This is a genomic window from Rhizobium gallicum bv. gallicum R602sp (assembly GCF_000816845.1).
In the GTDB taxonomy this organism is placed as follows: Bacteria; Pseudomonadota; Alphaproteobacteria; order Rhizobiales; family Rhizobiaceae; genus Rhizobium; species Rhizobium gallicum.
Genome location: NZ_CP006877.1, coordinates 1,270,283 through 1,293,936, shown reverse-complemented (window position 1 = coordinate 1,293,936; position 23,654 = coordinate 1,270,283). Strand labels below are relative to the sequence as shown.

General features: G+C 60.3%; 26 protein-coding genes, 1 tRNA gene and 1 pseudogene. 18 read left to right on the top strand and 10 right to left on the bottom strand.

What is annotated here, in order from left to right; genetic code table 11:
• Positions 1-82 precede the first annotated feature (82 nt).
• From RGR602_RS06300 to RGR602_RS06285, 4 genes are all read right to left on the bottom strand, one after another.
• Positions 83-1,138 carry a porin gene (locus RGR602_RS06300; protein WP_039846692.1) on the bottom strand — a complete coding sequence of 352 codons (1,056 nt, stop codon included), beginning with the start codon at positions 1,136-1,138 and terminating at the stop codon, positions 83-85.
• Between the two features lie 1,055 nt (positions 1,139-2,193).
• A tRNA-Ser gene (locus RGR602_RS06295) sits at positions 2,194-2,284 on the bottom strand.
• Between the two features lie 83 nt (positions 2,285-2,367).
• Positions 2,368-3,585 (bottom strand): NAD(P)/FAD-dependent oxidoreductase, encoded by a 1,218-nt coding sequence (locus RGR602_RS06290; RefSeq protein WP_039844405.1) that lies wholly within the window; start codon positions 3,583-3,585, stop codon positions 2,368-2,370.
• 85 nt (positions 3,586-3,670) lie between these two features.
• Positions 3,671-4,786 carry a Gfo/Idh/MocA family protein gene (locus tag RGR602_RS06285; RefSeq protein WP_039844404.1) on the bottom strand — a complete coding sequence of 372 codons (1,116 nt, stop codon included), beginning with the start codon at positions 4,784-4,786 and terminating at the stop codon, positions 3,671-3,673.
• Positions 4,787-4,996: 210 nt separating this feature from the next.
• Between RGR602_RS06285 and RGR602_RS06280 the strand changes: the two genes are divergently transcribed.
• The 8 genes from RGR602_RS06280 to RGR602_RS06245 all read left to right on the top strand — a co-directional run bounded on the left by RGR602_RS06280 (position 4,997) and on the right by RGR602_RS06245 (position 12,994).
• The gene (locus tag RGR602_RS06280; RefSeq protein ID WP_039844403.1) at positions 4,997-5,869 is read left to right on the top strand and encodes a MurR/RpiR family transcriptional regulator; all 873 of its coding nucleotides are present in this window, start codon (positions 4,997-4,999) and stop codon (positions 5,867-5,869) included.
• 92 nt (positions 5,870-5,961) lie between these two features.
• Positions 5,962-7,896: a bifunctional 5-dehydro-2-deoxygluconokinase/5-dehydro-2-deoxyphosphogluconate aldolase gene (locus RGR602_RS06275; RefSeq protein ID WP_039844402.1), complete on the top strand. Its 1,935-nt coding sequence runs from the start codon at positions 5,962-5,964 to the stop codon at positions 7,894-7,896.
• A 24-nt stretch (positions 7,897-7,920) separates the two neighbouring features.
• On the top strand, positions 7,921-9,765 hold the full coding sequence (iolD, locus tag RGR602_RS06270; protein ID WP_039844401.1) for a 3D-(3,5/4)-trihydroxycyclohexane-1,2-dione acylhydrolase (decyclizing): 1,845 nt from the start codon (positions 7,921-7,923) through the stop codon (positions 9,763-9,765).
• A gap of 21 nt (positions 9,766-9,786) precedes the next feature.
• Entirely contained in the window at positions 9,787-10,686 is a 900-nt protein-coding gene (gene iolE, locus RGR602_RS06265) for a myo-inosose-2 dehydratase (RefSeq protein ID WP_039844400.1), read from the top strand.
• A 51-nt stretch (positions 10,687-10,737) separates the two neighbouring features.
• Positions 10,738-11,535 carry a 5-deoxy-glucuronate isomerase gene (gene iolB / locus RGR602_RS06260; RefSeq protein ID WP_039844399.1) on the top strand — a complete coding sequence of 266 codons (798 nt, stop codon included), beginning with the start codon at positions 10,738-10,740 and terminating at the stop codon, positions 11,533-11,535.
• Positions 11,536-11,626: 91 nt separating this feature from the next.
• Positions 11,627-11,839 (top strand): DUF1127 domain-containing protein, encoded by a 213-nt coding sequence (locus RGR602_RS06255; RefSeq protein WP_039844398.1) that lies wholly within the window; start codon positions 11,627-11,629, stop codon positions 11,837-11,839.
• Between the two features lie 62 nt (positions 11,840-11,901).
• Positions 11,902-12,732, top strand: a complete 831-nt coding sequence (locus tag RGR602_RS06250; protein ID WP_039844397.1) for a helix-turn-helix transcriptional regulator — start codon at positions 11,902-11,904, stop codon at positions 12,730-12,732.
• A gap of 100 nt (positions 12,733-12,832) precedes the next feature.
• Positions 12,833-12,994 carry a hypothetical protein gene (locus tag RGR602_RS06245; protein WP_166677406.1) on the top strand — a complete coding sequence of 54 codons (162 nt, stop codon included), beginning with the start codon at positions 12,833-12,835 and terminating at the stop codon, positions 12,992-12,994.
• Positions 12,995-13,014: 20 nt separating this feature from the next.
• Here the strand turns inward: RGR602_RS06245 and RGR602_RS06240 are convergent, their stop codons facing one another.
• Positions 13,015-13,449: a glyoxalase superfamily protein gene (locus tag RGR602_RS06240; protein WP_039846691.1), complete on the bottom strand. Its 435-nt coding sequence runs from the start codon at positions 13,447-13,449 to the stop codon at positions 13,015-13,017.
• 338 nt (positions 13,450-13,787) lie between these two features.
• Here RGR602_RS06240 and RGR602_RS06235 point away from each other — a divergent pair, with 338 nt between their 5' ends.
• On the top strand, positions 13,788-14,138 hold the full coding sequence (locus tag RGR602_RS06235) for a hypothetical protein (RefSeq protein WP_039844395.1): 351 nt from the start codon (positions 13,788-13,790) through the stop codon (positions 14,136-14,138).
• 276 nt (positions 14,139-14,414) lie between these two features.
• Positions 14,415-15,281, top strand: a complete 867-nt coding sequence (locus tag RGR602_RS06230; RefSeq protein WP_039844394.1) for a LysR family transcriptional regulator — start codon at positions 14,415-14,417, stop codon at positions 15,279-15,281.
• Here RGR602_RS06230 and RGR602_RS35355 read toward each other — a convergent pair.
• The gene (locus tag RGR602_RS35355; protein WP_407692041.1) at positions 15,278-15,478 is read right to left on the bottom strand and encodes a zinc ribbon domain-containing protein; all 201 of its coding nucleotides are present in this window, start codon (positions 15,476-15,478) and stop codon (positions 15,278-15,280) included. The two genes, RGR602_RS06230 and RGR602_RS35355, sit on opposite strands and share 4 nt — an antisense overlap.
• 122 nt (positions 15,479-15,600) lie before the next feature.
• On the bottom strand, positions 15,601-16,047 hold the full coding sequence (locus RGR602_RS06225; protein WP_039844393.1) for a baeRF12 domain-containing protein: 447 nt from the start codon (positions 16,045-16,047) through the stop codon (positions 15,601-15,603).
• Positions 16,048-16,316: 269 nt separating this feature from the next.
• Between RGR602_RS06225 and RGR602_RS06220 the strand changes: the two genes are divergently transcribed.
• Positions 16,317-16,724 carry a PilZ domain-containing protein gene (locus tag RGR602_RS06220; RefSeq protein ID WP_022714614.1) on the top strand — a complete coding sequence of 136 codons (408 nt, stop codon included), beginning with the start codon at positions 16,317-16,319 and terminating at the stop codon, positions 16,722-16,724.
• Between the two features lie 93 nt (positions 16,725-16,817).
• Positions 16,818-17,930, top strand: a complete 1,113-nt coding sequence (locus RGR602_RS06215; RefSeq protein ID WP_039846690.1) for a pyridoxal phosphate-dependent aminotransferase — start codon at positions 16,818-16,820, stop codon at positions 17,928-17,930.
• A gap of 133 nt (positions 17,931-18,063) precedes the next feature.
• On the opposite strand, the gene RGR602_RS06210 is transcribed toward RGR602_RS06215, so the two are convergent.
• On the bottom strand, positions 18,064-18,330 hold the full coding sequence (locus RGR602_RS06210; protein WP_022714612.1) for a sel1 repeat family protein: 267 nt from the start codon (positions 18,328-18,330) through the stop codon (positions 18,064-18,066).
• Between the two features lie 442 nt (positions 18,331-18,772).
• On the opposite strand from RGR602_RS06210, the gene RGR602_RS06205 reads away from it, so the two are divergent.
• Positions 18,773-19,111 carry a DUF2147 domain-containing protein gene (locus RGR602_RS06205; protein WP_039846689.1) on the top strand — a complete coding sequence of 113 codons (339 nt, stop codon included), beginning with the start codon at positions 18,773-18,775 and terminating at the stop codon, positions 19,109-19,111.
• A gap of 466 nt (positions 19,112-19,577) precedes the next feature.
• On the opposite strand, the gene RGR602_RS06200 is transcribed toward RGR602_RS06205, so the two are convergent.
• A complete protein-coding gene (locus RGR602_RS06200) occupies positions 19,578-20,279 on the bottom strand; it encodes a glutathione S-transferase family protein (protein ID WP_039844392.1) in 702 nt (233 codons plus the stop codon).
• A gap of 163 nt (positions 20,280-20,442) precedes the next feature.
• Here RGR602_RS06200 and RGR602_RS36905 point away from each other — a divergent pair, with 163 nt between their 5' ends.
• Together RGR602_RS36905 and RGR602_RS06195 are read left to right on the top strand one after the other, a co-directional pair.
• A complete protein-coding gene (locus RGR602_RS36905; RefSeq protein ID WP_167363805.1) occupies positions 20,443-20,613 on the top strand; it encodes a hypothetical protein in 171 nt (56 codons plus the stop codon).
• 65 nt (positions 20,614-20,678) lie between these two features.
• The gene (locus tag RGR602_RS06195) at positions 20,679-22,184 is read left to right on the top strand and encodes an AMP nucleosidase (RefSeq protein ID WP_039844391.1); all 1,506 of its coding nucleotides are present in this window, start codon (positions 20,679-20,681) and stop codon (positions 22,182-22,184) included.
• Between the two features lie 6 nt (positions 22,185-22,190).
• Here the strand turns inward: RGR602_RS06195 and RGR602_RS06190 are convergent, their stop codons facing one another.
• The gene (locus RGR602_RS06190; RefSeq protein ID WP_039844390.1) at positions 22,191-22,409 is read right to left on the bottom strand and encodes a hypothetical protein; all 219 of its coding nucleotides are present in this window, start codon (positions 22,407-22,409) and stop codon (positions 22,191-22,193) included.
• Positions 22,410-22,563: 154 nt separating this feature from the next.
• On the opposite strand from RGR602_RS06190, the gene RGR602_RS06185 reads away from it, so the two are divergent.
• The 3 genes and pseudogenes from RGR602_RS06185 (at position 22,564) to RGR602_RS06175 (ending at position 23,651) form a co-directional block, all read left to right on the top strand.
• Positions 22,564-22,914 carry a YciI family protein gene (locus RGR602_RS06185; RefSeq protein ID WP_039846688.1) on the top strand — a complete coding sequence of 117 codons (351 nt, stop codon included), beginning with the start codon at positions 22,564-22,566 and terminating at the stop codon, positions 22,912-22,914.
• Positions 22,915-22,925: 11 nt separating this feature from the next.
• Positions 22,926-23,285: a YciI family protein gene (locus tag RGR602_RS06180; RefSeq protein ID WP_039844389.1), complete on the top strand. Its 360-nt coding sequence runs from the start codon at positions 22,926-22,928 to the stop codon at positions 23,283-23,285.
• A gap of 4 nt (positions 23,286-23,289) precedes the next feature.
• A pseudogene (locus tag RGR602_RS06175) lies at positions 23,290-23,651 on the top strand (YciI family protein).
• The last annotated feature ends 3 nt before the right edge of the window (positions 23,652-23,654 follow it).

Here is a 23,654-nt window from a genome sequence, read left to right as displayed (position 1 = left end):
GGGCCATCGGAAGCAGACACCCGCAAAACAAAAAGCCCGGCTCGAAAGCCGGGCTTCCCGATTTGACCGAAGTCAGATCAGATTAGAACGAACGCTGCAGGCGGAAGAAGCCCGTTACGCCGTCTTCGTCTTCATCGCCATTGTCGTGGTCCTGGCTGATGTAGTTAACCGTCACCTTCGTCGTCAGGTTCTCGACGATTTCGTAGTCGAGCGTGACGCCAGCGCGCCATTCGCTGCCACCGTCGAAATCTTCGTCTGCGTCGATGTCGATGTTGTCGGTGTACTGAACAGCCGGGGTGATGGTGAACTTGTCAGTTGCCTTGACAGCGTACTGAGCAGCAATAGCCCATTCGCCGTTGTCATAGTAGTCGCTCGGGCCGCTCGCATATACACCGGCGAGACCGAAGGTGCCCGGACCGATGTCTGCGTAGATGATGCCACGGACAGCACCATCGGCGCGGTCGAGGTCGTAGCCGCCGAGAAGTTCCCAGCTGATGGCGCCGAACTTGCCGCCGACAGCAGCGTCGATACCGACGTTGTTGCCACCGTTGTCTTGACCCAGACCCGTACGGGTCAGCTCTTCAACAGCAATACCGGCGTAGAAGTCGCCAGAGTCGTACTGGTAGCGGATCGCGTTGAAGTTGGTGTTGTTGTTGATAACTTCGGTTTCACCGGAGAAGTCAGCATCCCACCAGTTGACGAACTTACCAACGCGGAAGCCGGCGATATCGATGTAGGCTTCATCGATAACCGTGTCGTTCTGATCATCCTGGCTGTTGGCAACACCGTTCGGGCGGAAGTTTGCCTGATAAACGATAACGCCGGTGAGCGGACCGTATTCAGTGTCGCTCTTCGCCGTGAAGGCAACCTGACCGCGGGTACGAGCCGACCAGTCTTCGCCGCCGCCGTTGTCAGCGAGGTCGCCGAACGTGAAGTCGGTCTGGAAGCGGATGTAACCTTCGATCTTAAGGCAGGTTTCCGTGCCCGGGATGTAGAAGTAGCCGGTGCCGTAGGCGTCGCAGACGCGAACGTATTCAACCGGTTCCGGCTCAGCAGCGACGATAGCGTCAGCGGCCTGAGCACCGGAAACTACTGCGAGAGCAGCAGCGGAGCCGAGAAGAAGGCTCTTGATGTTCATAGTGACCTCCAATTCAAAGTTTCGATCGGGTCTGGGATTTTTCGCCTTGAGCAGCGTTCCCTGCCCCATCCCCATGTTTCAAGAAGTCGGACGATCAACCGCCCTCGCTTCCGAGGTTGAAAATACAAGACCGCGCCTGTCACGCAATCACCAACTTACTCGTTTGTGGTATTTGCATCAGCCTTACCGCCGTCCTGTTGCTGAAAGGCCACAAGTTGGGCAGGCGCCGCCGCATTTCTTTATGCTTTGTTAAGAAACTGCCGGTTTTGCAGGGGTTTAGCATCGCCTCACATGTATGGCACGACGCATCCTGTGCCGCATTGATACCAATTTCCAGCCAGATTCGGCGGCTTTTATGACCGCCCCGCAATGCGACCGTGGATGAGGGGGCATCCGAATTGACGATGCTTCACCGCAGGAATCACTTCCGGATGAGAATTGATTCTCTTCAGGCGATTCTGGCGCGGGGGATTCGATTTTACCGGGATGCGTATCGGCCGAGAGCAGATCAAACCCGTTTTGTGATTTTCCTCCGACCTAAGAGACTGGCTGAGTTTAGAGCGGAACGCGATTGTCGGCGATGGTCAGGCGGCAATGGATGCCAAACATCCCACGGCAGGGTCAAACTTGACGCGGGTATTTTCTACCGGAAGGCTTAGGGAGCGCGTCTGCAAGCCACCGGGAGCAATCCCTCCCCGACTTGTGACCTTCCTGCGCTACTGACGCGGGGGCGGACAAGAAGATTTACAAGCCGATGCCCGCGCTGCATGTCATCAACGACTACGGCGCCAAGGTGATCAAACCATACAAGGCTTTTCGCGCGGTTCGTGCCGAGCAAAGCTGGGGGACAATGTGACGCCACATGTGCTCCGGACCCGTGGAACGGGGCTGGCGAATGCAGGGGCTGAGGTTCAAGACGCATCGGCTTCGCGCCGAATTCCGTGCTCATCAGTCCTCCTAACGGAGAGCTGCTACCAATTTCTGTGCCAAAAATCGGGATGCACTACACTTAGGTAAGATCGTTACCTATGTCTCCGGGTCGGACAAAAGTTTCGTGGCGGAGAGGAAGGGATTCGAACCCTCGATACGCTTTTGACGTATACTCCCTTAGCAGGGGAGCGCCTTCGACCACTCGGCCACCTCTCCGGTGGGAGCCCTGATAGAGTCATTCGGCAGGTGAAGCAAGCGCTTTTTCGGCTTCCACCCGGGAAGAAAACAATGCTGTGATCTTAAGCCAGCAACTGCTTGAGATCGGCGGCGGCGTCTGCCAGCACGGCCTTGTCGGGATTGATTCCTGTTTCCAGCAGCTTCTTGCCCGTCACATAGGCCTTTGCGTCATTGATCGCGTCGACGGCGATGAACTGGCCGTTCCTGAAGTACCAGACGGAATGCGCGCCTTCGCGGGCGCCGCGGCGCAAAAGGGTTTCGTCGTAGCCGAGGTTGAAGCCGGCGATCTGCAGCTTCACGTCATACTGATCGGACCAGAACCACGGCTTCGGGTCATAGGGCGCGTCACCGCCGACGATGACCGCAGCGGCGGCTTCAGCCTGGTCGACGGCGTTCTGCACCGATTCGAGTCTTATCCGCCCATCCTGCCAGGGCTGCACGGCGCAATCGCCGGCGGCAAAGATCGACGTGTCCGAGGTTCGGGCGAATTCGTTGACGAGGATGCCGTTCGCAACGTCAAGACCGGCTTCCTTGGCCAGTTGGTCGTTCGGCACGACGCCGATGCCGACGATGGCGAAATCGATCTCGATTACCGAGCCGTCAGAGAGCTCAGCGCCGCAAACATGCCCATCCCTGCCGACGAGACGCTTAAGCCCGGTCTTTTCGCGGATCACGACATCATGGCTTTCGTGGATCGCGCGGATGATATCGGCCGTTTCCTTGGCGGCAACGCGCTGGAGAATGCGGTCGGCCATTTCGATGACGGTCACTTCGAGGCCGCGATAGCGCGCAACGGCTGCCGCTTCGAGACCGATATAACCGCCGCCTATAATAAGGACGCGCCGGCCGGGCCGCATCTCGTCGGCGAGAAGGTCCGCATCGCGCTTGTCGCGGGCGACATAGACGCCGTCGAGGTCGCCGCCGACGGCTGCAGGCAGCCTGCGCGGCGCCGAACCCGTGGTCAGCGCCAACGTGCCGTAGTCAAGGATCGAGCCGTCCTGCAGCGCGACCTGTTTCTTGTCGCGGTCGATCTGCTCGACCCAGGTCGCGAGGCGGATTTCGACATTATTGTCCGGATACCAGTGCTCGGGGCGGAACAGCAGGCGGTCGAAGGTCATCTCGCCGAGCAGGTATTTCTTCGAAAGCGGCGGCCGCTGGTAGGGCAGAACGTCCTCGGCGCCGATAATGGTGATTGGGCGGGTGTCGTGCAGCGCGCGCAGCTTTGCGGCCATCGCGAAGCCCGCCTGCCCCGCACCGATGATTACCAGTCTGTCCGTCACGATCCCACTCCCAGAAGCAGCGTTATTATAGAGGCGAGACGTAGCCCCCGCCCTTGGCGCCGTCAACAGGAAGCGATATTGCCCGTCAGCCGATCTCGATCCAGCGGCGCTCGTGGAAGGACTGTGCCATGGCATGCACCGACCTCTCTATCCTGAGACCGTCTTCGAACGTGACCAAGGACGACGGCTGACCGGAAATGGCGCGGATCAGCTCGCGGCATTCGATGATCTTCAGGTCGTTGAAGCCGAGGCCATGGCCAGGCGCGGGAATGAAGCGGTCATACGGCCGGTGGGCGGGCGCTGCGAGGATCTTGCGGAAGCCCTGCTCGGTGCCGCGGTCGTCTGCCTGATAGAGCTCGAATTCGTTCATGCGTTCCTGATCGTAGGCGATCGATCCTTTCGATCCAAAAATCTGCAGTGCGATACGGCCCTTGCGGCCCCAGGCGGCACGGTTTGCCATCAGTACGGCGGAGATGCCGCCGCCAAGGCGCATCAGGACGTTTGCGCCATCGTGATTCTCGACCGCACGGCGACCGCCCTCCATGAGCGGACGGTCGGCAAACGGTTTCACCATGTCGGTAATGACCGCTTCGACGTGGCCGAAGAGATACCAGAGCAGCGAAAGCGGATGCACGGCGAAATCGTCAAGCGCGCCGTAACCTGAAGACAGTTCACTCTTCCAATAGAAAAAGCCCTCCGGATCCGCCATGAAATCCTCATCCATCTCGACGCGGATGTGGTTGACGGCGCCAATCGCAGCCTCACCGATCAGCGTCTTGATGTGCCGCATGACCGGGTTCTGGATATAGTTGTATCCAAGAACGGCTACCTTGCCGGAAGCCCTCGCCGCTTTCAGCATGTGCTCCGCATCGGCATAGGCTGGAGCCATCGGCTTTTCGCACCACACATGTTTTCCGGCCTGAAGCGCCGCGATTGCCATTTCGGCATGGAACTGGTTCGGTGTGGTAACGGAGACGACGTCGACTTGCGGATCGGCAATCAGCGCTTTCCAGTCGGACGTCGCCTTTTCGAAGCCGAATTCGGCGGCGCGCGATTTGGCGAGGTCTGCGTTGGCTTCGGCGAGATGCACGAGCCTTGGACGCTCGACATCACCGAACACAGCCTTCACCGCATTCCAGGCCAGCGCGTGGCACTTGCCCATATAACCGGTGCCGATCAAACCGATGCCGAGTGGTTTCATTTTCCGTACACTCCACTATGTCCGGGGTGATTTTTGGAATATTTGGACCGTTTTGACAAGGGCGACACGGATGCATCATTTGCGTCAGGCGATGCCGAATATTGTTCAAAATCCGTGATTCCAAGGGAAATAAAAACAGTTAGAATCAAAAAGCGAAATCATTTATGCTTTTCAATATGGAATATTTGTTTCATTCTGTGGGCCGCCTGCATGGATAACGACACCAAGAGAGTTGTACGCGTGCCCCGCGATTTCGAAAGCCTGCGCAGCACGATCATCGAGCGCAAGGCAAGCATGCCGAAGCGGTTGGCCCAGGTCGCCGCCTTTGCGCTCGGCAATCCGGACGAGATTGCCTTCGGCACGACGGCGAGCATTGCGGCAGCTTCGGACGTCCAGCCGTCGACGCTGGTGCGGCTCGCCCGTCACCTCGGCTATGAGGGCTTCTCCGATCTCCAGAGTATTTTCCGCGAGCGGCTGCGCGACCGGACACTGAGCTACGAGGAGCGCCTTGCCACGCTGGAGCAATCCGAAGGTGACGAAGATGCCAATCTGCTTTCAGGGTTCATCGCCGCGGCCACCCAATCCATCAACCGCATGGCGGCGACCGTCGAGACGGAGACCTTCACCAGGGCCGTCGATATCCTGGCGGCGGCGGACACCATATATCTTATAGCGAAACGCCGCTCCTATCCGCTCACGGCGCATATGACATATGCCCTTTCGAAACTTGGCATCCGCCACCAGATCGTCGCTTCGCCGAATGGGGTCGATCTGGAGATGGTGCAGTTCGCAACGCCAAAGGATGCGGCGATCGCCGCCAGCTTCTCGCCCTACGCTGCCGACAGCCTCAGCCAGGCCGAAGGGTTGGCCGATCGCGGCGTGCCGGTCGTCGCGATCACCGATTCGGCTTTCTCACCGCTTGCGGCCCGTGCCGCCTGCTGGTTCGAGGTTGCCGAAGCCGACTTTGCCGGCTTCCGCTCGCTTTCCGCCTCCATGGCGCTGGTGATGGCGCTGCCGGTGGCGATCGCCGAGCGTCGGCGCAAACTGCACCATCCCAAGACCGCAAAAGAGAAAATGGAATAAATATTCCGAATTGACAAAAACTCGGAACCAATGTTTCATTATTCAAAATCTGCAGGCGGCAATGTCCTGCAGGAATCTAGCGGGAGGACATCATGGCACAATCGAATCCGGATCTGCAGCCCGAGCCATCTCTTGATGTAATCACCATCGGCCGCTCTTCCGTCGATCTCTATGGCCAGCAGATCGGTTCGCGGCTGGAGGACATCGGCTCGTTCGCCAAATCCGTCGGCGGCTGCCCGGCCAATATCGCTATCGGCACGGCGCGCCTCGGCCTCAAGTCCGGCCTGATCACCCGCGTCGGCAACGAACAGATGGGCCGCTTCATCATCGAGCAGTCGGCGCGCGAAGGTGTGGAAACTAAGGGTATCCGGACAGACAACGAACGGCTGACGGCGCTCGTGCTGCTTGCGGTGGAGGCAGAAGGCGTTTCGCCGATGATCTTCTATCGCTCGGACTGCGCCGACATGGCGCTCGACGAAGGCGATATCGACGAGGACTTCATCCAGTCGTCACGCGCCGTTCTCGTGTCCGGCACACATTTCTCGCGACCGAACACCGAGGCTGCGCAGCGAAAGGCGATCCGGATCGCCAAAGCGAATGGCCGCAAGGTGATCTTCGACATAGACTACCGTCCAAATCTCTGGGGGCTTGCCGGCCATGCCGAAGGCTTCGAGCGCTATGTGAAGTCCGACCGCGTCTCTTCGAAGATGAAGGAGACGCTGCCGGATTGCGACCTCATCGTCGGCACCGAGGAGGAAATCCTGATCGCCTCCGGCGCGGATGACGTGCTCGGCGCACTCAAGGAAATCCGCCGCCTCTCGCCGGCAACGATCGTGCTGAAGCGCGGCGCGATGGGCTGCATCGTCTACGACGGACCGATTGCCGACGATCTGGAAGCAGGCATCATCGGCCAGGGCTTCCCGATCGAGGTCTTCAACGTGCTCGGCGCCGGCGACGCCTTCATGTCCGGCTTCCTGCGCGGCTGGCTGAAGGACGAGCCGCTGAAGACCTGCGCCACCTGGGCCAATGCATGCGGCGCCTTTGCCGTCTCCCGCCTGCTCTGCTCGCCGGAATATCCGACCTGGGCGGAGCTCGATTTCTTCCTGAAGAACGGCAGCGAGCACCGCGCGCTACGCAAGGACGAGGCGATCAACCACATTCACTGGGCGTCGACGCGCAAGGGCGATATTCCGCTTTTGATGGCGCTCGCCATCGACCATCGGTCACAACTCACCAGCGTTTGCGACGAACTGGGCGTCGACTACAAGAAGATCGTCGCCTTCAAGCGGCTGGCCGTCGAAGCGGCCGCGCGCGTTGCCGGCGGCCGTGTCGGCTACGGCATGCTGATTGACGAGCGGTTCGGCCGTGACGCCTTCTTCGATGCGGCGAGCAGGAATTTCTCTTGGATCGGACGGCCGGTCGAACTGCCGGGTTCGAAGCCACTGCGCTTCGAGTTCAGCCAGGATATCGGCTCGCAGCTTGTCGAATGGCCGCTCAACCACTGCATCAAGTGCCTGTGCTTCTATCATCCAGATGATCCGACCGATCTAAAGAAAAAGCAGCAGGAGAAGCTGCGCACACTCTTCGAGGCCGCGCGCAAGGTCGGCCGCGAACTGCTGGTGGAAATCATCGCCAGCAAGAACGGCCCGCTGACAAACGACACGATCTCGACGGCGATGGAAGAGCTTTACGCGCTCGGTATCAAGCCGGACTGGTGGAAGCTGGAGCCGCAGGCCTCGACGGCTGCCTGGAGGAAGATCGACGCCGTGATCGCAAGGAACGATCCCTGGTGCCGCGGTATCGTGCTGCTCGGGCTGGAGGCGCCGGCCGAAGAGCTCGTGAAGGGTTTCGAGGCAACGCTTGCCGCCCCTTCGGTAAAAGGCTTTGCCGTTGGCCGCACCATTTTTGCCGATGCGGCGCGCGCCTGGCTCTCCGGCAACATGAATGACGAGGAAGCAATCGCCGACATGGCCGGACGCTTCCGCCGACTGACCGAGGCCTGGTTGAAAACCCGCGGCCTGCATTAATTAAGAGCATTTGGGAGGTGCCCGATGGGCAAGACGATCCGATTGACGATGGCGCAGGCGGTTGCGCATTTCCTGAAGAAGCAGATGACTGTCGTCGACGGCAAGAAGGTGCCGATCTTCGGCGGCGTCTGGGCGATCTTCGGCCACGGCAATGTCGCCGGCATCGGCGAAGCGCTCTATCAGGTGCGCGGCGAACTGCCGACCTATCGCGCACATAACGAACAGGGCATGGCGCATGCGGCGATCGCCTATGCAAAGGCAAGCTTCCGCCAGCGGTTCATGGCCTGCACGACCTCGATCGGCCCGGGCGCATTGAATATGGTGACGGCAGCCGGCGTCGCACATGTCAACCGCATCCCGGTGCTCCTCCTGCCCGGCGATGTCTTTGCCAACCGCGCGCCCGATCCGGTGCTGCAGCAGATCGAGGACTGGGGCGACGGCACGGTTTCGGCCAACGACGCCTTTCGCGCGGTCTCGCGCTACTTCGACCGCATTACCCGCCCCGAGCAGATCATCACCGCGCTGAAGCGCGCCATGCAGGTCTTGACCGATCCGCTGGACTGCGGCCCGGTGACGCTTTCCCTCTGCCAGGACGTCCAGGCGGAAGCCTTCGACTATCCGGAGAACCTCTTCGAAGAAAAGGTCTGGACGATACGCCGTCCGCAGCCGGACGCCGATGAACTGGCCTCGGCGATCACGCTGATCAAATCCGCCCAAAAGCCGGTGATCATCTCCGGCGGCGGCGTGCTCTATTCACAGGCGACGCAGGAACTTGAAGCCTTCGTCGAGGCTCACGGCATTCCCGTCGTCGTCAGCCAGGCCGGCAAATCCTCGATCGACGAGCGCCACCCCCTGGCGCTCGGCTCCGTCGGCGTCACCGGCACTTCGGCTGCCAACGCCATTGCCGAGGAAACCGATCTCATCATCGCCGTCGGCACCCGCTGCCAGGACTTCACGACCGGCTCCTGGGCGCTGTTCAAGAACGACAAGCTGAAGATCCTCGGCCTCAACATCGCCGCCTACGATGCCTACAAGCATGACGGTCAGCCGCTGATCGCCGACGCCCGCGAAGGCCTGAAGGCGCTGTCGAAAGGGCTTGGTGGCTGGAAGGCACCGGCGGCACTCACCGAAAGGGCGACGAAGGAAAAGAATGTCTGGACGGATGCTGCCAACAAGGCGATGGCTTCCACCAATGCCGCCCTGCCATCTGATGCGCAGGTGATCGGCGCGGTGACGCGCTCGATCGAACTGGATAAGGCGATCGGCCTTTGCGCCGCAGGCGGCCTGCCGGGCGAGATGCACAAGCTGTGGCCAGCAACAGCCCCCGGCAGCTACCACATGGAATACGGCTTCTCCTGCATGGGTTACGAGGTCGCCGGCGGCCTCGGCGCCAAGATGGCCAACCCCGATAAGGAGGTTTTCGTTCTCGTCGGTGACGGCTCCTATATGATGCTGAACTCCGAGCTCGCAACCTCGGTGATGATGGGCATCAAGGTGAACGTCGTCCTGCTCGACAACCGCGGCTACGGCTGCATCAACCGCCTGCAGATGGAAACGGGCGGTGCGAACTTCAACAACCTGCTGAAGGACTCCTACCACCAGGTGATGCCGGAAATCGACTTCCGGGCGCATGCCGAGAGCATGGGCGCCATCGCGGTCAAGGTTTCTTCGATTGCCGAACTGGAGAGGGCGATTGCCGATTCGAAGAAGAACGACCGTACCTCGGTCTTCGTCATCGATACCGACCCGCTGATCACGACAGAAGCCGGCGGTCACTGGTGGGATGTCGCCGTTCCTGAGGTCAGCCCGCGCGAACAGGTCAACAAGGCGCGCAAGAGCTATGTCGAAGCGCGCAAGCATCAACGCTAAATCACATATCCGGAGACAATGATGATCCGCTACGGGACCAACCCCATCGCCTGGAGCAATGACGACGACCGCACGATCGGCGCGCATTTGACGCTCGAGGACTGCCTCAGCGATTGCGAGAAGATCGGCTTCGACGGCATCGAGAAGGGCCACAAGATGCCGTCCGACGGCCACGAACTGAAGAAAGTGCTCGCCGCGCACAAGCTCGTCTTCGTATCCGGTTGGCACTCGCTGAACCTGCTCGACCACAGTGTCGAGGACGAGAAACAAGCGATCCAGCCGCATCTCGACATGCTCAAGGCCAATGATTGCAAGGTGTGCATCGTCTGCGAAACGTCGAACGCCATCCACGGCAACGACAGCAAGGCTCTCGCCGACAAGCCGGCTCTCGCCGACGATCAGTGGAAGAAGTTCGGCGCCGATATCGAGGCGATCGCGCAATATTGCGCCGATCAGGGGATCGATCTCGTCTATCATCACCATATGGGCACGGTCGTGCAGACAGGCGCCGAGATCGACAAGCTGATGGAGAATACCGGCCCGGCAACGAAGCTGCTGCTCGACACGGGACATGCCTGGTTCGGCGGCAGCGATCCCGTGGACGTCGCGAAGAAGTACATGCACCGCGTCCGCCATATCCACGCGAAGAACGTCCGCCCAACCATCCGCAATCAGGTCGAGGGTGACAAGCTCTCCTTCCTCGAAGGTGTGCGTCGCGGCGTCTTTACGGTCCCCGGCGACAAGGAGGGCGGCGTCGATTTCCTGCCGGTCCTTAGGGTCGCCGCCGACCACGGTTACGAGGGCTGGCTGGTTATCGAAGCCGAGCAGGACCCGCTCAAGCGCAATCCGTTCGAGTATCAGTCGATGGGGCTGAAGGCGCTGAAGGGTCTTGCGAAGGAAGCTGGATTGGACAAGGGCTGAGTTGACTACCGGAGCCAGGCCGCCCCCCACAGCTTAAAAGGAGAAACGACCATGCCCAATCTCAAGGTCAAGCCGAACGGCACGAACGGCCGCGTCACCCATGTCACGCCGGAGAATGCCGGCTGGACCTATGTGGGCTTCGACCTCCACCGGCTGAAGCCGGGCGAAACTGCAGCCGGCGAGACCGGCGACCGCGAGGTCTGCCTCGTCTGGGTGAGCGGCAAGGGCAAGGCGAAGGCCGGTACCAAGGATTTCGGTACGCTCGGCGAGCGCATGAGCCCCTTTGAGGGTAGCCCGCATGCGCTTTATATCCCGATGGAATCGACCTGGTCGGTGACGGCCGAGACCGATCTGGAACTCGCCGTCTGCTCGGCACCGGGTGGCGGCACCTACGAGGCGAAGGCCATCCCGCCGGGCACGCATCCGGCACTCGCGCGCGGCAAGGGCACGAATGTCCGCTACGTCAACAACATCATGCCGGAGGACGACAGCTCGGCGCATTCGTTGCTGGTCGTCGAAGTCATCACGCCGGGCGGCCATACGTCTTCCTATCCGCCGCACAAGCACGACCAGGACGACCTGCCGAACGAAAGCTTCCTCGAAGAGACCTATTACCACCGCCTGAACCCGCCCCAGGGCTTCGGCTTCCAGCGCGTCTACACCGACGACCGCTCGCTGGACGAGGTGATGGTGCTGGAAGACGGCGATGTGACGCTGGTACCGAAGGGCTACCACCCCTGTGCTGCCTGCCACGGCTACGACCTTTACTATCTCAACGTGATGGCCGGTCCGAAGCGCATCTGGAAGTTCCACAATGCGCGCGAGCACGAATGGCTGCTAAAGGCGTAGCGCCGCCTTCGATCGCTAAATAATCTGACAGCGCGAAAGCCGCGCAGGTGGTTCACTGCCTTCATCCAATCAGAAAGGATGGAGGATCACCATGCGCGGCCCAAGCTTTATCCCGTCGAGGCAGTTCCGTTCCTCGCCTGAGACGCGGCCATGGCTGCTTGCAATCCTCATCGCGGCAGAGCGCTGGATGGCCGAACGGCGCAACCGCAACGCCCTGCTCGAGCTTTCAGACGACCAGCTCAAGGATATCGGTCTTTCGCGCGGCCAGACCGAAAGCGACGTCCATGTCTATTCACGCTATTGAGGTGTGATACCGTGCAACCAGGACGAACCCCGTATCGCCGCCTATCAGACCTGGAAGGTTCGATGCCGCAGATATCAACCGCCCTGCTCTTGAAGACGAAGATCGTGACGATCCGTGACATCGTCTGCAGTGGGGAGTGCCGTCACAAGAGCGGCGAGGAATACGCCCACAGGACAAGCCTCGTCTATCCCTATCGCGGCGTCTTCATGCGCCATGTCGGCTGCAACGATGCGGTGGCCGAAGCCAACCAGATGCTGTTCTTCAATGCCGGCCAGGGTTACCGGATCAGTCATCCGGTCGAAGGCGGCGATGCCTGCATCGATCTGGCGATCGACGAATCCGTTCTTGCAGAGCTTGCGCCGAAGGAGCAGGTGCAGGCAGGCGAACTCCTCTCCTTCCGCCGCCAGCGCCGCCGGATCGATCCGCGCGCGCAGGCCCTGGTTGCGCTGTTGCGCCATGGCCTGCACCGGAAAGCAGCCGAGCCGCTTGAGGCCGAGACACTGGCGTTGACACTCGTGCGCCGCTCGCTAGGCGAGCGCACCTCGCATGCAGCGGGCGCCAGCGCCGGACGGCAGAAGCTCGTCGACCGGGCAAAGCTTGTGCTCTCTTCAGATCTCGCGCGCCGCTGGACCCTGGCCGAGATCTCCAACGAAGTCGGCGTCTCGCCCGTCTACCTCACCCAGGTTTTCCAGCAGGTGGAAGCGACGCCGCTCTATCGCTATCAACTGCGGCTGCGCCTTGCCCGCGCCCTTGATCTTCTTGGAATATACGAGGATCTGACCGCGCTCGGCCTCGATCTGGGCTTCTCGAGCCACAGCCACTTCAGTGCCTCCTTCAAGCAGGCCTTCGGCCAGACGCCCGCCGAATTTCAGCGCCTGGCGCGACTGAGGTGATGCGCCGGCCGATCGCTAAAGATTTGGACAGCGCCGATGGCCCCTTGATGATCTTATGATCCTGTCCCGGTCGCGGGACGATCAACCGGAGGATCATCAGATGAAGAAGACTACATGCGCTGCCTGCGACTGCGAACTCGGTCGCGAGGCTATCAGCGTCAAACTTGGCGGCAAAACCGTCGAGGTCTGCTGCGAAGAATGCGCCGCAGCGCTGAAGGAGGCCGACGCCGCTGCAACCGCAGCGACGACCGCCAAGAACTAAGGTCAGGACCTCTCCCGCGGCTAGATATCGAGTACCAGATGCGGCTGGCCGTTCGATGTCTTCCGCGGCGAGACGCCGTTCGTGTCAATCTGCGCGTTGATGCGCTGCCGGAACGCCGAGAAACTCTCGAAGGTCACGACATCCACCGGTTCATCGAAATGGATGGTGATCTTGTGAAGCCCACCGCCGGTCTCTGCGAGAGCCAGAACCTTGCCGGTAAATGGCTGGTTCAGGTAGCGGCCGCGCACGTGCGAGCCCACGGAGAGCGCGGCGATGGGATCGGCGTTCGGCTTTGTTGCGAGAGCCGAAAGCGTATTCCAATCGCGCACGCCGTGTTGCTGGGCAACGAGTTCGAGCGCGGCACTGTGCGAAATCGCAGTACCGCGCGGTTCCATCGCCTGGCGGAGCCGCTTTGCCTGCGCCTTCAATTCATCGATGGTAAGATAGGTCGTCATGTGCTGAGCCTTTCGGATGGCATGCCATTTTGACTGCAAAGGGGAGCTCGCATTGCCGTCAGTCAGCATGCACCAAATTGGCTGCGACGTGAACTTTAAGGACTTCACCATGGACTTTCATCCGCGAGCGGCCGGCGCCTCGAACCGGTGCTTGATATGGGCGAAGCGGCCTGCTCTGTCAAGAATTGCCCCAGAATGGACCGCCCGGTTCTTCCGCCCTTGTCGAAATCAAGATTTTTTCGTCCAGCTACGCATAAGGCTCAAATTCTATTGATCCGGTTCAGTACCTGTCAGCATTCATGCGTTACCTTTCAATCGTACAACGAGTGGAGGCTGAAATGGCCTTTCAGACGCACCTCAACGACGACAGTAACGAGCAGGAGAAATCCTATCGGGATTTCTCGCTCGACCGGCCCGGCAAGATCATTTTCGTCGGCCATCACCTCAGCACCGGCACGCAGGTCCGCTGCCTGATCCGCACCATCAATCTCGCCGGCGCCGTCCTCGAAGTGAGCCCGACACTCGAGGTTCCGAACCATTTCTTCCTGGAAATCCTCGGCATCCGCGACGAGATTGGTTCGACGGTCGTCAAACGCGAAGGCGAGCTTGTGACGATCAGCTTCAACATGCTGATCAACGCCGAATTCCTGCACCATGTGCTGCGCCTGAGCTTCGAAGCGGACGTGTGACGCACGTTGCGGCCCGGCCGGGAGGGCGGGCACTGTCGCGCGCGGCAAACCACACGATCAACGGCAGGAGCCACCGCAGGCCGTCCCATTCTGGCCCGTCGAGCGGGTCTGCCAGGGGATCGCGGCGACGGCTTCTGTTTCTTGTCTCCAGCTCGTTCCAGAGAACAGCCCAGTTGAGAAGCATTGTCAGGTTCTCCATCTATCTGTTGGAGCACTTGAACTAGGCCTTCGCTGCAGCCGAATGTAGAGCCTGCGGAAGAAAGGGGGTTTTCAAAAATGAAAGACGCGAACTGGGACGATCTTCAACTCTTCTTCCACGTTGCGACCGCCGGAGGACTGTCGGCGGCTGCGTCAAAGACCGGCCTCAGCGCGCCGACGATCGGCCGGCGCATGCTGGCGCTCGAGCGCGCTACGGGCCGGGCGCTCTTCACACGTGGGCCAACCGGCTATCTGCTGGCAAAGGACGGCACGGCGCTTCTGGAGCGCGTGCGCCTGATGCAGGAGGCCGCGCAGTCGATCTCCGACTGGCGCGGCGAAGTGCTGACCCTGCCGATCGTTTCGACGACTGCCGACAGCTGGACGTCGCGTTTCATCGCCGACCACTTGGCAAGAATCTGGACGCCGAAAGACCGGTTCCGCATGTGCTACAAGACCTGCGACGCGGGCGTCGATTTCACCTATCGCGAAGCGCATATCGCCATCCGGCACAGCCGTCCGGAAAACGGCAATATCGCGATCCGGCGTTCGGTGACGGTAGCGCACGCCGCCTACCAGGCGGCAAGCTTCGACGATGACAACCGCAACTGGATTTCGCTGGGCACCGACATCGCGATCACACCGGCGGACAAATGGACCTTCGAGCAGCCGGACTATTGGATCACCGGCTGGACGAACACGCCACATATGCTCTTCCACCTGATCCGCGGCGGCGCCGGCCGCGGCGTGCTGCCATGCTTCATAGGCGATGGGGAGCCTGGCCTGACGCGCGCCGGACCGATCATCGAGCCACTCACTTATGACATGTGGATCACGGCGCATGACGACGAGCGCCAGCGTCCGGAGGTACGCACGGTCATCGACAGACTTGCGGCGCTTTTCGGCGAGAACCGGGATATGTTTGCAGGGCGAAAGAGCGGTGGTTAACATCTTCCCCGCTTGAAGATTTCGGAAGCTCCGCCGATAGTTATCGCTTCAACGCAGAGCCGCTGCCCTTCCTGCACGATCATAGACGCCGTGTTCCGACGCAGGATGTTGATTGCAGCATTGTGGTCGGCATGGGCGCGCAAGCGGCATTGGCAACAGCGGAAAGATGCTTGGCTTTCGCGGCTTTCCCCGTCCACGGGCCCGCAGGCCGAACAGGTCTGCGAGGTGTGGCGGGGATCGACCTTGCGCAGGTATCCACGGCGGGCAAAGACGGAAAAAGCGCGAGCCTTTTGCCCGCGCTCTTCTTGCGGAGATACGATCAGGCGGCCAGGCGGCGCTCGATCTCATCAACCGGCATGTTAGTATAATCCTTGGGGACTTCCGCGGAGATGGCCGCCTGCGCTTCGGCGCTCAGGTTCGGCCTCAAAGTACCGAGCGCCTTGGGCGGCGCAACCAGGATGATGCGGCTACCGTTCCTTTCACGGACCAGCTTATCCAACTTCGCGGCGATCCGCCTCAGAAACTCGGCTTCCGCCTGCTCCTGCCAGTCTGTTTGCTCCATGGCGCTGCCGCTCGTGCCGTCCGGAGCATGGGCCCGTCCTGGCTTATCGGTGCCGAGTTCGCGGGTGGGCTCGCTGGGTTGGCTCAGCGTTTCATGCACCTGCAGGTTCATGAGAAGCGCATTGCCTGCATTGCGCATGATCAAAGCCTTCGCACCATCACAGACCACGACCCATGATTCCCACGGCACTTTGATGTCAGCCATTTTCGTTTCCTCTTAAGTGATAATCGAAGCGAAATGCTTCATCGACAGAGGCAAAACGTACAGTAATTGAAAGAGTTCGGAGGGTCCACGGATAAATCGATTCGCAGAGGTGATCCGATGCCTGAACGAATGAAATCAGGCATATGCACTTAAAACAAAATTAGCTTTCATTAAAATTATTTCGATCCGTTTGACGAATGCGAAAAACATTCATGTGACGCTATGCGACAACAGGGCCAGGATGAGCTTGGCCCAAGGAGAGCCGCGTCATGTCCATGCTCCGAGCAACCCATCTTGCTACGGTCAGATCGGAAGTTTACGACGTACGCTGGGAACAGTTCAACGTGCGGCGCCCGGCCCGCATCGTCGCCGTGCGCCCGTGCCTGACCGGCATCTCGCTTCGAAGCGCGGAGATCCTGGATATTTCCCGCGGCGGCGCCACCTTCGTCGTCTCGTCGGCGGCCGGGCTGCCGAAACACTACTATCTCAATATTCTCGGCCTTGCCTATCGCATCGGCTGCGCGGAGGTCCACCGCAACAACGAGCGCATCGGTGTCCGCTTCATCAACACGCTGGACCCCGAAGTGCTTCGGCGCGTCGTGCGCGCCGACTTCATGGCCGGCAATCTCGAAGCGATCGAAGCCTATCGCGCACCGCGTATCGAAAGCAGACCGTAAGCTGCGCGCCCGATAGAATAATCTTCCTTGCCTTGAGGATGGCAGTGCCTATTGTTGGCGCGTTTTTTCATCATCCCGGGAACCTGCATTTCGATGTCCGCCTTCTCGCGTTTCACGCCGCTGGTCAGCGTCCTTCCTTCCACCGTTCCCTTTGTCGGCCCCGAGGCCATCGAGCGCCAGCGTGGCCTCAAGGTCGAGGCCCGCATCGGCGCCAATGAAAACGGCTTCGGCCCCGCGCCCTCCGTGCTTGCCGCGATGCGCGAGCAGGCCGGCGATATCTGGAAATACAACGATCCGGAGAACTTCGATCTCCGCGAGGCGCTGGCTGCCCATCTCGGCGTGACGGCTGCCAATATCGCGATCGGCGGCGGCATCGACGAACTCCTCGGCCAGATCGTCCGCATGGTGATCGAACCGAAAATGCCGGTCGTCACGTCACTCGGCGGCTATCCGACCTTCAATTTCCACGTCGCAGGCTTCGGCGGACGGCTGGTGACGGTGCCCTACGTCAACGACCGCGAGGATCTCTCCGGCCTGCTCGATGCGGTGAAGCGCGAAAGCGCCCCGCTCGTTTACTTCGCCAATCCGGACAATCCTATGGGAAGCTGGTGGGATGCCGACAGGATCGTCGCCTTCGCCCGCGCCCTTCCGGAAACCTGCCTGCTGGTGCTCGACGAGGCCTACAGCGAAACCGGCCCTGCCGGCTCACTTCCCCCGATCGAGGCGCTGATCGGCCTGCCGAACGTCGTGCGCACCCGTACCTTCTCGAAGGCCTATGGTCTCGCCGGGGCACGCGTCGGCTATGCCATCTCGACGCCCGGCACGGCGCTGGCCTTCGACAAGATCAGGAACCACTTCGGCATGAACCGGCTGGCGACGGCGGCGGCACTTGCCGCGCTCAAGGATCAGGCCTATCTCGCCGAGGTCGTCGGCAATATCCATGCCGCGCGCGAACGCATAGCCTCGATCGCCCGCGCCAACCAGCTTTCGCCGCTGCCGTCGGCCACGAACTTCGTCGCAATCGACGCCGGACGCGACGGTACCCATGCCCGCTCAATCGTCGACGGTCTGATGCAGCACGGCGTCTTCATCCGCATGCCGGGTGTCGCGCCGCTCAACCGCTGCGTCCGCGTCAGCGTCGGGCCGGAGCGGGATATGGCCCGCTTCGAGGAAGCCCTGCCCGAGGTTCTTCGCTTGCTGGACTAAATGGAAAAACCGCGCCGGCCTTGTTCCTGCCGGTCGCGGTTTCCGTTCTCCCGGCCCCGTCCAAGGCGCCCCGCCAGTCCCCTCTTTTGAGGTTGTTATTTCTCTCAACTGTTCCTTCGCGCCGGAGACGGTCTCAGTGGACGGTCATCCACTCACGGGCAGCGCGCAGTGCCGCGGCGAGCTGCATCTTGTCCATCGTGGCTGCGACATCGGCGCGAAGTTCGGCAGCGCGGTCGTTGCCCTTGATCGCGGCGATGTTCAACCATTTGTGCGCGGCGACGAGATCAACGTCGCAGCCGCGGCCCGTTGCATACATGAGGCCCATTTCGCAGAAGATATCGGCGTTGTTGTCGCCACCCATGGTGGCCATTTCAGCATTGTGCATTTCAAAGCGTGCCATCGGTTTAATCCCTGTTTTAGTCTGTTATCGACTTGCCCTGTTTTACCTTCCGGGCCCTGCCGTCTATCGCAGCTTTCGGTCCCTTCGGTCCGGCGGGTTTGCCCCGCTCGTTTGATGGATCCACTATGCCGCGACGCTTTCAAAAAACGCCTAAAATGCATGATTAATTTGAGACAAACAAAGTGCAAACGCTTGGTAAAATTGGGTTTTCGTTAAACATCGGAGTCCCTGCACATTAAGGACTTTCCGAACAATTTTACGAAAGATTCACGTTTGAAAATCAACCTTTCGTTCACCACGAAATCAGTCCGCAAAAAGCAAGCCGGAAACAATTCGGCAAGAAAGCACCTTGGAAATCAGCGAAAAAGCAAGGTTGCGGCCTGTTTACCTTTACGTTCGCGTCAGTTATTTTCGCCGCGCTCAGGACATCAGGGAGGAAAGGATGATCCGTACACTTATTCTCGCCGGCGCAATGGCGCTTTCAGCCAACCTTGCTTGCGCGGAGGAGCCGATCGTCGGCAACTGGAAGACCGCCTCGGGCGAAACCGCCCAAATCGCTTCTTGCGGCGGCAGCTACTGCGTGACGCTGAAAACCGGCAAATTCGCGGGCAAGAAGATCGGGACACTTGCCGGCACCGGCGGCACCTATAACGGCGAGATCACCGACCCTAAAAACGACAAGACCTACAGCGGCGAGGGAAGCCTGTCCGGTAATTCGCTGAAGATGAAGGGCTGCGTGCTTAAGGTACTGTGCAAGTCGCAGACCTGGACGCGGCTTTAGAATCAATAGCGGCCGAAATTACTGCACGGGATCGGTCCTATCGGGCCAACGCTCGTGAGGTCTCGCGAGCCTGGTCGTCAGGGCGAAGAAATGCCGGACGGACACTAGCGTGCCCGCATGCAAGAATCGATGACTCAAGATGCCAGAGGATGCGGCTGCGGAGTGTTGCGAGACCGTCACAGCGTTGTTCAGTAGCCAAGGCAGACTGAACAACGCGCGCAACATGGATGACCGCCCTCTCCTTGAAAAACAAACCGATCATCGGCAATTTCGGGAAGAGCGGTTTTTAACTTCGTGTCGATAGGCGGCATCAATTCGCTTCACAAGTTGAGGAACCGTTGCAGCTTTTGACTTTTGCAACATTGCCAAGCGACCCTTCAGCGAACAAGGAAGGCCGCCCCAACAACGTGGTTTAAGCGACCTCGCCTTCAATTCGACATTCAAGCCACACCCTTAGGTGCCGCCTTCAGCGGGCGCGCTGCCCAAAGAGAATCTTCTGCGCTTCCTTGTCCTCGGCGAGATTCGCCTGGCGTTCGCGCTCTTCCTTGCCGACTTCGATACCCCGCACCACCGCCGGGCGCTGATGCATGCGCTCGAACCAGGCCTTGAGGTTCGGAAAATCATTGAGGTTCTGTCCCTGTCGCTCGTAGGGGATCACCCAGCCGATGCAGGCCATGTCGGCGATCGAATAGTCGCCGGCGAGGTAGCCGCGACCCTCCAGCCGCCTGTTCATCACGCCGTAGAGGCGGTTCACTTCGTTCGTGTAGCGGTTGATGCCGTATTCGATCTTTTCCGGCGCATAGCTGCGGAAGTGGTGCGCCTGACCGGCCATCGGGCCGAGGCCGCCGACCTGCCAGAAGAGCCATTCTTCCACCTGCACGCGCGTGCGCTCGTCCTGTGGATAGAACTTGCCGTATTTGCGGCCGAGATATTGGAGAATGGCGCCGGATTCGAAGACGGAGATCGGCGTCCCGCCCGGACCGTCCGGATCGATGATCGCCGGCATGCGGTTGTTCGGCGCGATTTTCAGAAAGTCGGGCGCGAACTGCTCGCCCTTGCCGATGTTGATGTACTTCACCTCGTAGGGAACACCGAGTTCCTCGAGCATGATGCTGATCTTAAAGCCGTTCGGGGTCGGCCAGTAATAAAGTTCGATCGGTGCGGTCATGAAATCTCCTTTGCGGGACTAAACACATAAGTTGCGAAGCGCCGCCTTCAAGCCGTCGACCATTGTGAACGCCAAATGAACCGGAACCTCAGCACCGGTTCAGCCGGCGTGTGGCAAGTCTTATCTCAACGATAAGACGCATATCGGCCCGAGGAACATGGACGTGCTTATTCTTGCAAGACGCTTCACCGTCATCACGCTGTTCGCGGCGGTTTTCGCGATCACATTTTCGGCAGCGGTCGTGCGCGGCGGCGGGGGCGGAGCACAATCGCATTTCGGTGCGAACTACACCTGCCTCAACGTGACCAGCCCCTTCTGCACCGGCGTCCGCTGAACAATTCTCCCGCCGGCCGAAGGCCGCGTCGCTTGCTTGTTAAAAAGGGCAATCTATAATGCGCCATGAGCAAACGAATCTCTCCATTACCTCTTGATATTTCCTCGCCACCTGCTTTTGAACCGCAAAGCTTCGATGATCCAGCGCAGGCCGTCGATGCGCTGACTGCGCTTTACGAACGCAATACCACCTTCCTGATCGACAGTTTTTCGGAGCTTGCCAAGGGCGCACCGATTACCTCGCGCTACCGCGCCTTCTACCCTCAGGTCAGCATCGAGACTACCAGCTTCGGGCATGTCGACTCCCGCCTCTCCTACGGGCATGTGACGGCCCCGGGCGTCTATACGACGACCGTCACCCGGCCGAAGCTTTTCCGTCACTACCTGAAGGAACAGCTGGCGCTCTTGATGAGGAGCCATAACGTTCCGATCGTCGTGTCCGAGTCCTCGACACCGATCCCTTTGCATTTCGCCTTCGGCGAGGGCGCGCATGTCGAAGCGTCCGCCTCGACCTTCATCGACATCCCGATGCGCGACCTCTTCGACACCCCGGACCTCAATACGACCGACGACGAGATCGCCAACGGAGAATATATCCCGCCGCCGGGCGAGCCCTCGCCGCTTGCCGCTTTCACGGCGCAGCGCACCGATTATTCGCTCGCCCGCCTTGCCCACTACACAGCAACGAGCGCGCAGCACTTCCAGAATTTCGTGCTTTTCACGAATTACCAGTTCTATATGGACGAGTTCTGCGCCTGGGCGCGCGCGACGATAGCCAAGGGCGGCGGCGAAGACGGTTATACGGCCTTCGTCGAGCCGGGCAACATCATCACTCACGCCGGATCGTGCCAGCCGGAAACCGATGCCACGGCCCCGCGCTTGCCGCAGATGCCTGCTTATCACCTGAAGAAAAAGGGCCATGCAGGGATCACCATGATCAATATCGGCGTCGGTCCCTCCAACGCAAAGACGATCACCGACCACGTGGCCGTCCTGCGCCCACATGCCTGGCTGATGCTTGGCCACTGCGCCGGGTTGCGCAACAGCCAGCGACTCGGCGACTATGTCCTGGCGCACGCCTATATGCGCGAGGATCATGTTCTCGACGACGACCTACCGGTCTGGGTGCCGATCCCCGCGCTTGCCGAAGTGCAGGTGGCGCTGGAAGCAGCCGTCGCCGAAATCACCGGCTACGAAGGCTTCGAGCTGAAGCGCATCATGCGCACCGGCACCGTCGGTACGATCGACAACCGCAACTGGGAACTACGCGACCAGCGCGGCCCTGTGAAGCGGCTCTCCCAGGCGCGTGCCATCGCGCTCGACATGGAATCGGCAACGATCGCGGCCAACGGCTTCCGCTTCCGTGTGCCCTACGGCACGCTTCTTTGCGTTTCCGACAAGCCGCTGCATGGCGAGCTGAAACTGCCGGGCATGGCGACTGCATTCTATCGAACACAGGTCAACCAGCACCTGCAGATCGGCATCCGCGCCATCCAGAAGCTTGCGGCAATGCCGCCGGAGGCACTGCATTCCCGCAAGCTTCGCAGCTTCTTCGAGACGGCCTTCCAGTAGGCCGTTTCAATTCGCTTCTGCCACCGCGCTATCCGCAACCATTTGCGGGTCGTCATGGCGTGCGGCCGCAATCTGCAGTCCTGTGATGACCGCTGCAAACACCGCAAAGGCAACCACCATCCGCCCAAGAAACTGGCCAATATCTGTGCCGTAAAGCTCATCGCGAGGCTGCTCCGTGCGGCGCGCCCAGATGAGGCTTGCAATGGCGACTTCCAGAACTCCCATGTCCTTCACTCCTTCAATGTTATCGATGGAGCTTTGTCGAATGCGCGCCGCTGATTTCGACAGTCCGGGCGAACAAAATTTTTTTCTTTGCTGTCGAATTCAGCCTAGTCTCTTCGTCAACATGCAGTCAGAGGCAGCCCGCAGGAAGCAAGCGATGAAATATCTGTGTCAGGTGTGGTTCGAGCCATCCGTGCTCGAGCGCATGAGGAACGAGGAGAGGAAGAAGCTCGACAGGGATTCGCTCGGTTATGATGAGGACCTCGTCGAAAGCGGCCACATGATCCACGCCGAGGCTCTACAATCGCCGAAAAGTGCAGTCACCATCCGTGTCCGCAATGGTGAGGTGTCGGTGACAGATGGCCCCTATGCCGAGACGAAGGAACAACTCGGCGGCTTCATCCTGATCGAGGCCAGCGATCTGAATGATGCGATCCGTGTCGCAGCCGGCATTCCACTGGCAAAGCTCGGCAGCATTGAAGTCCGTCCTGTCTACACGTTCGGCTGAGGAAGCACGCCATGAAATTTCTTTGCCAGGTCTGGTTCGATACCGAAAAAAGCAAGCTGGTTCCGCAGGAAGAATGGGAGGCGCTGACCCAGGAATGCATCGTCAGTGACGATCTCTGGCGCGAGCGCGGTTTCCTCCAGGTTGCGCTTGCGCTGCGCGAGCCGGCGTCAGCCGTCACCCTGCACATCCGCAAGGGCACGACGGTTGCCACCGATGGTCCTTTCGCAGAAATCAAGGAGCACCTCGGCGGCTTCGTATTGCTCGATGCCAGAGACATGGATGAAGCGAAATCGATCGTTTCGACCTTCCCGATCCTGAAATATGCCTCTGTCGAGATCCGCCCTGCCTATTCCATCAAAGGCGCAGAGTAGGTCGATGCGTTATCTTTGCCTGATCTACAATTCCGCAGACGTTGACCGCACGCTGACGCCGAGGGAGACTGGCGAACGCGTCAGAGCGCATTTCAGCTTCGACGAAGGGCTGCGCCGCAACGGCATCATGATCCACTCCGATGCGCTTGAAATGCCGGAGAAAGCAACCGTGCTGCGGGTCCGCAACAATGCACTGCAGGCGAGCGATGGGCCTTATGTCGAAACCAAGGAGCATCTTGCGGGTTTCTACGTGATCCAAGCACCGGACGATGCAGCGGCGAAGGAGATTGCCGCACGCATCCCCTCCGCACGTGTCGGCGCGCCGTGGAGCTGCGTTCGGTGCGGATACTCACTTTACCGGAGTAGCAT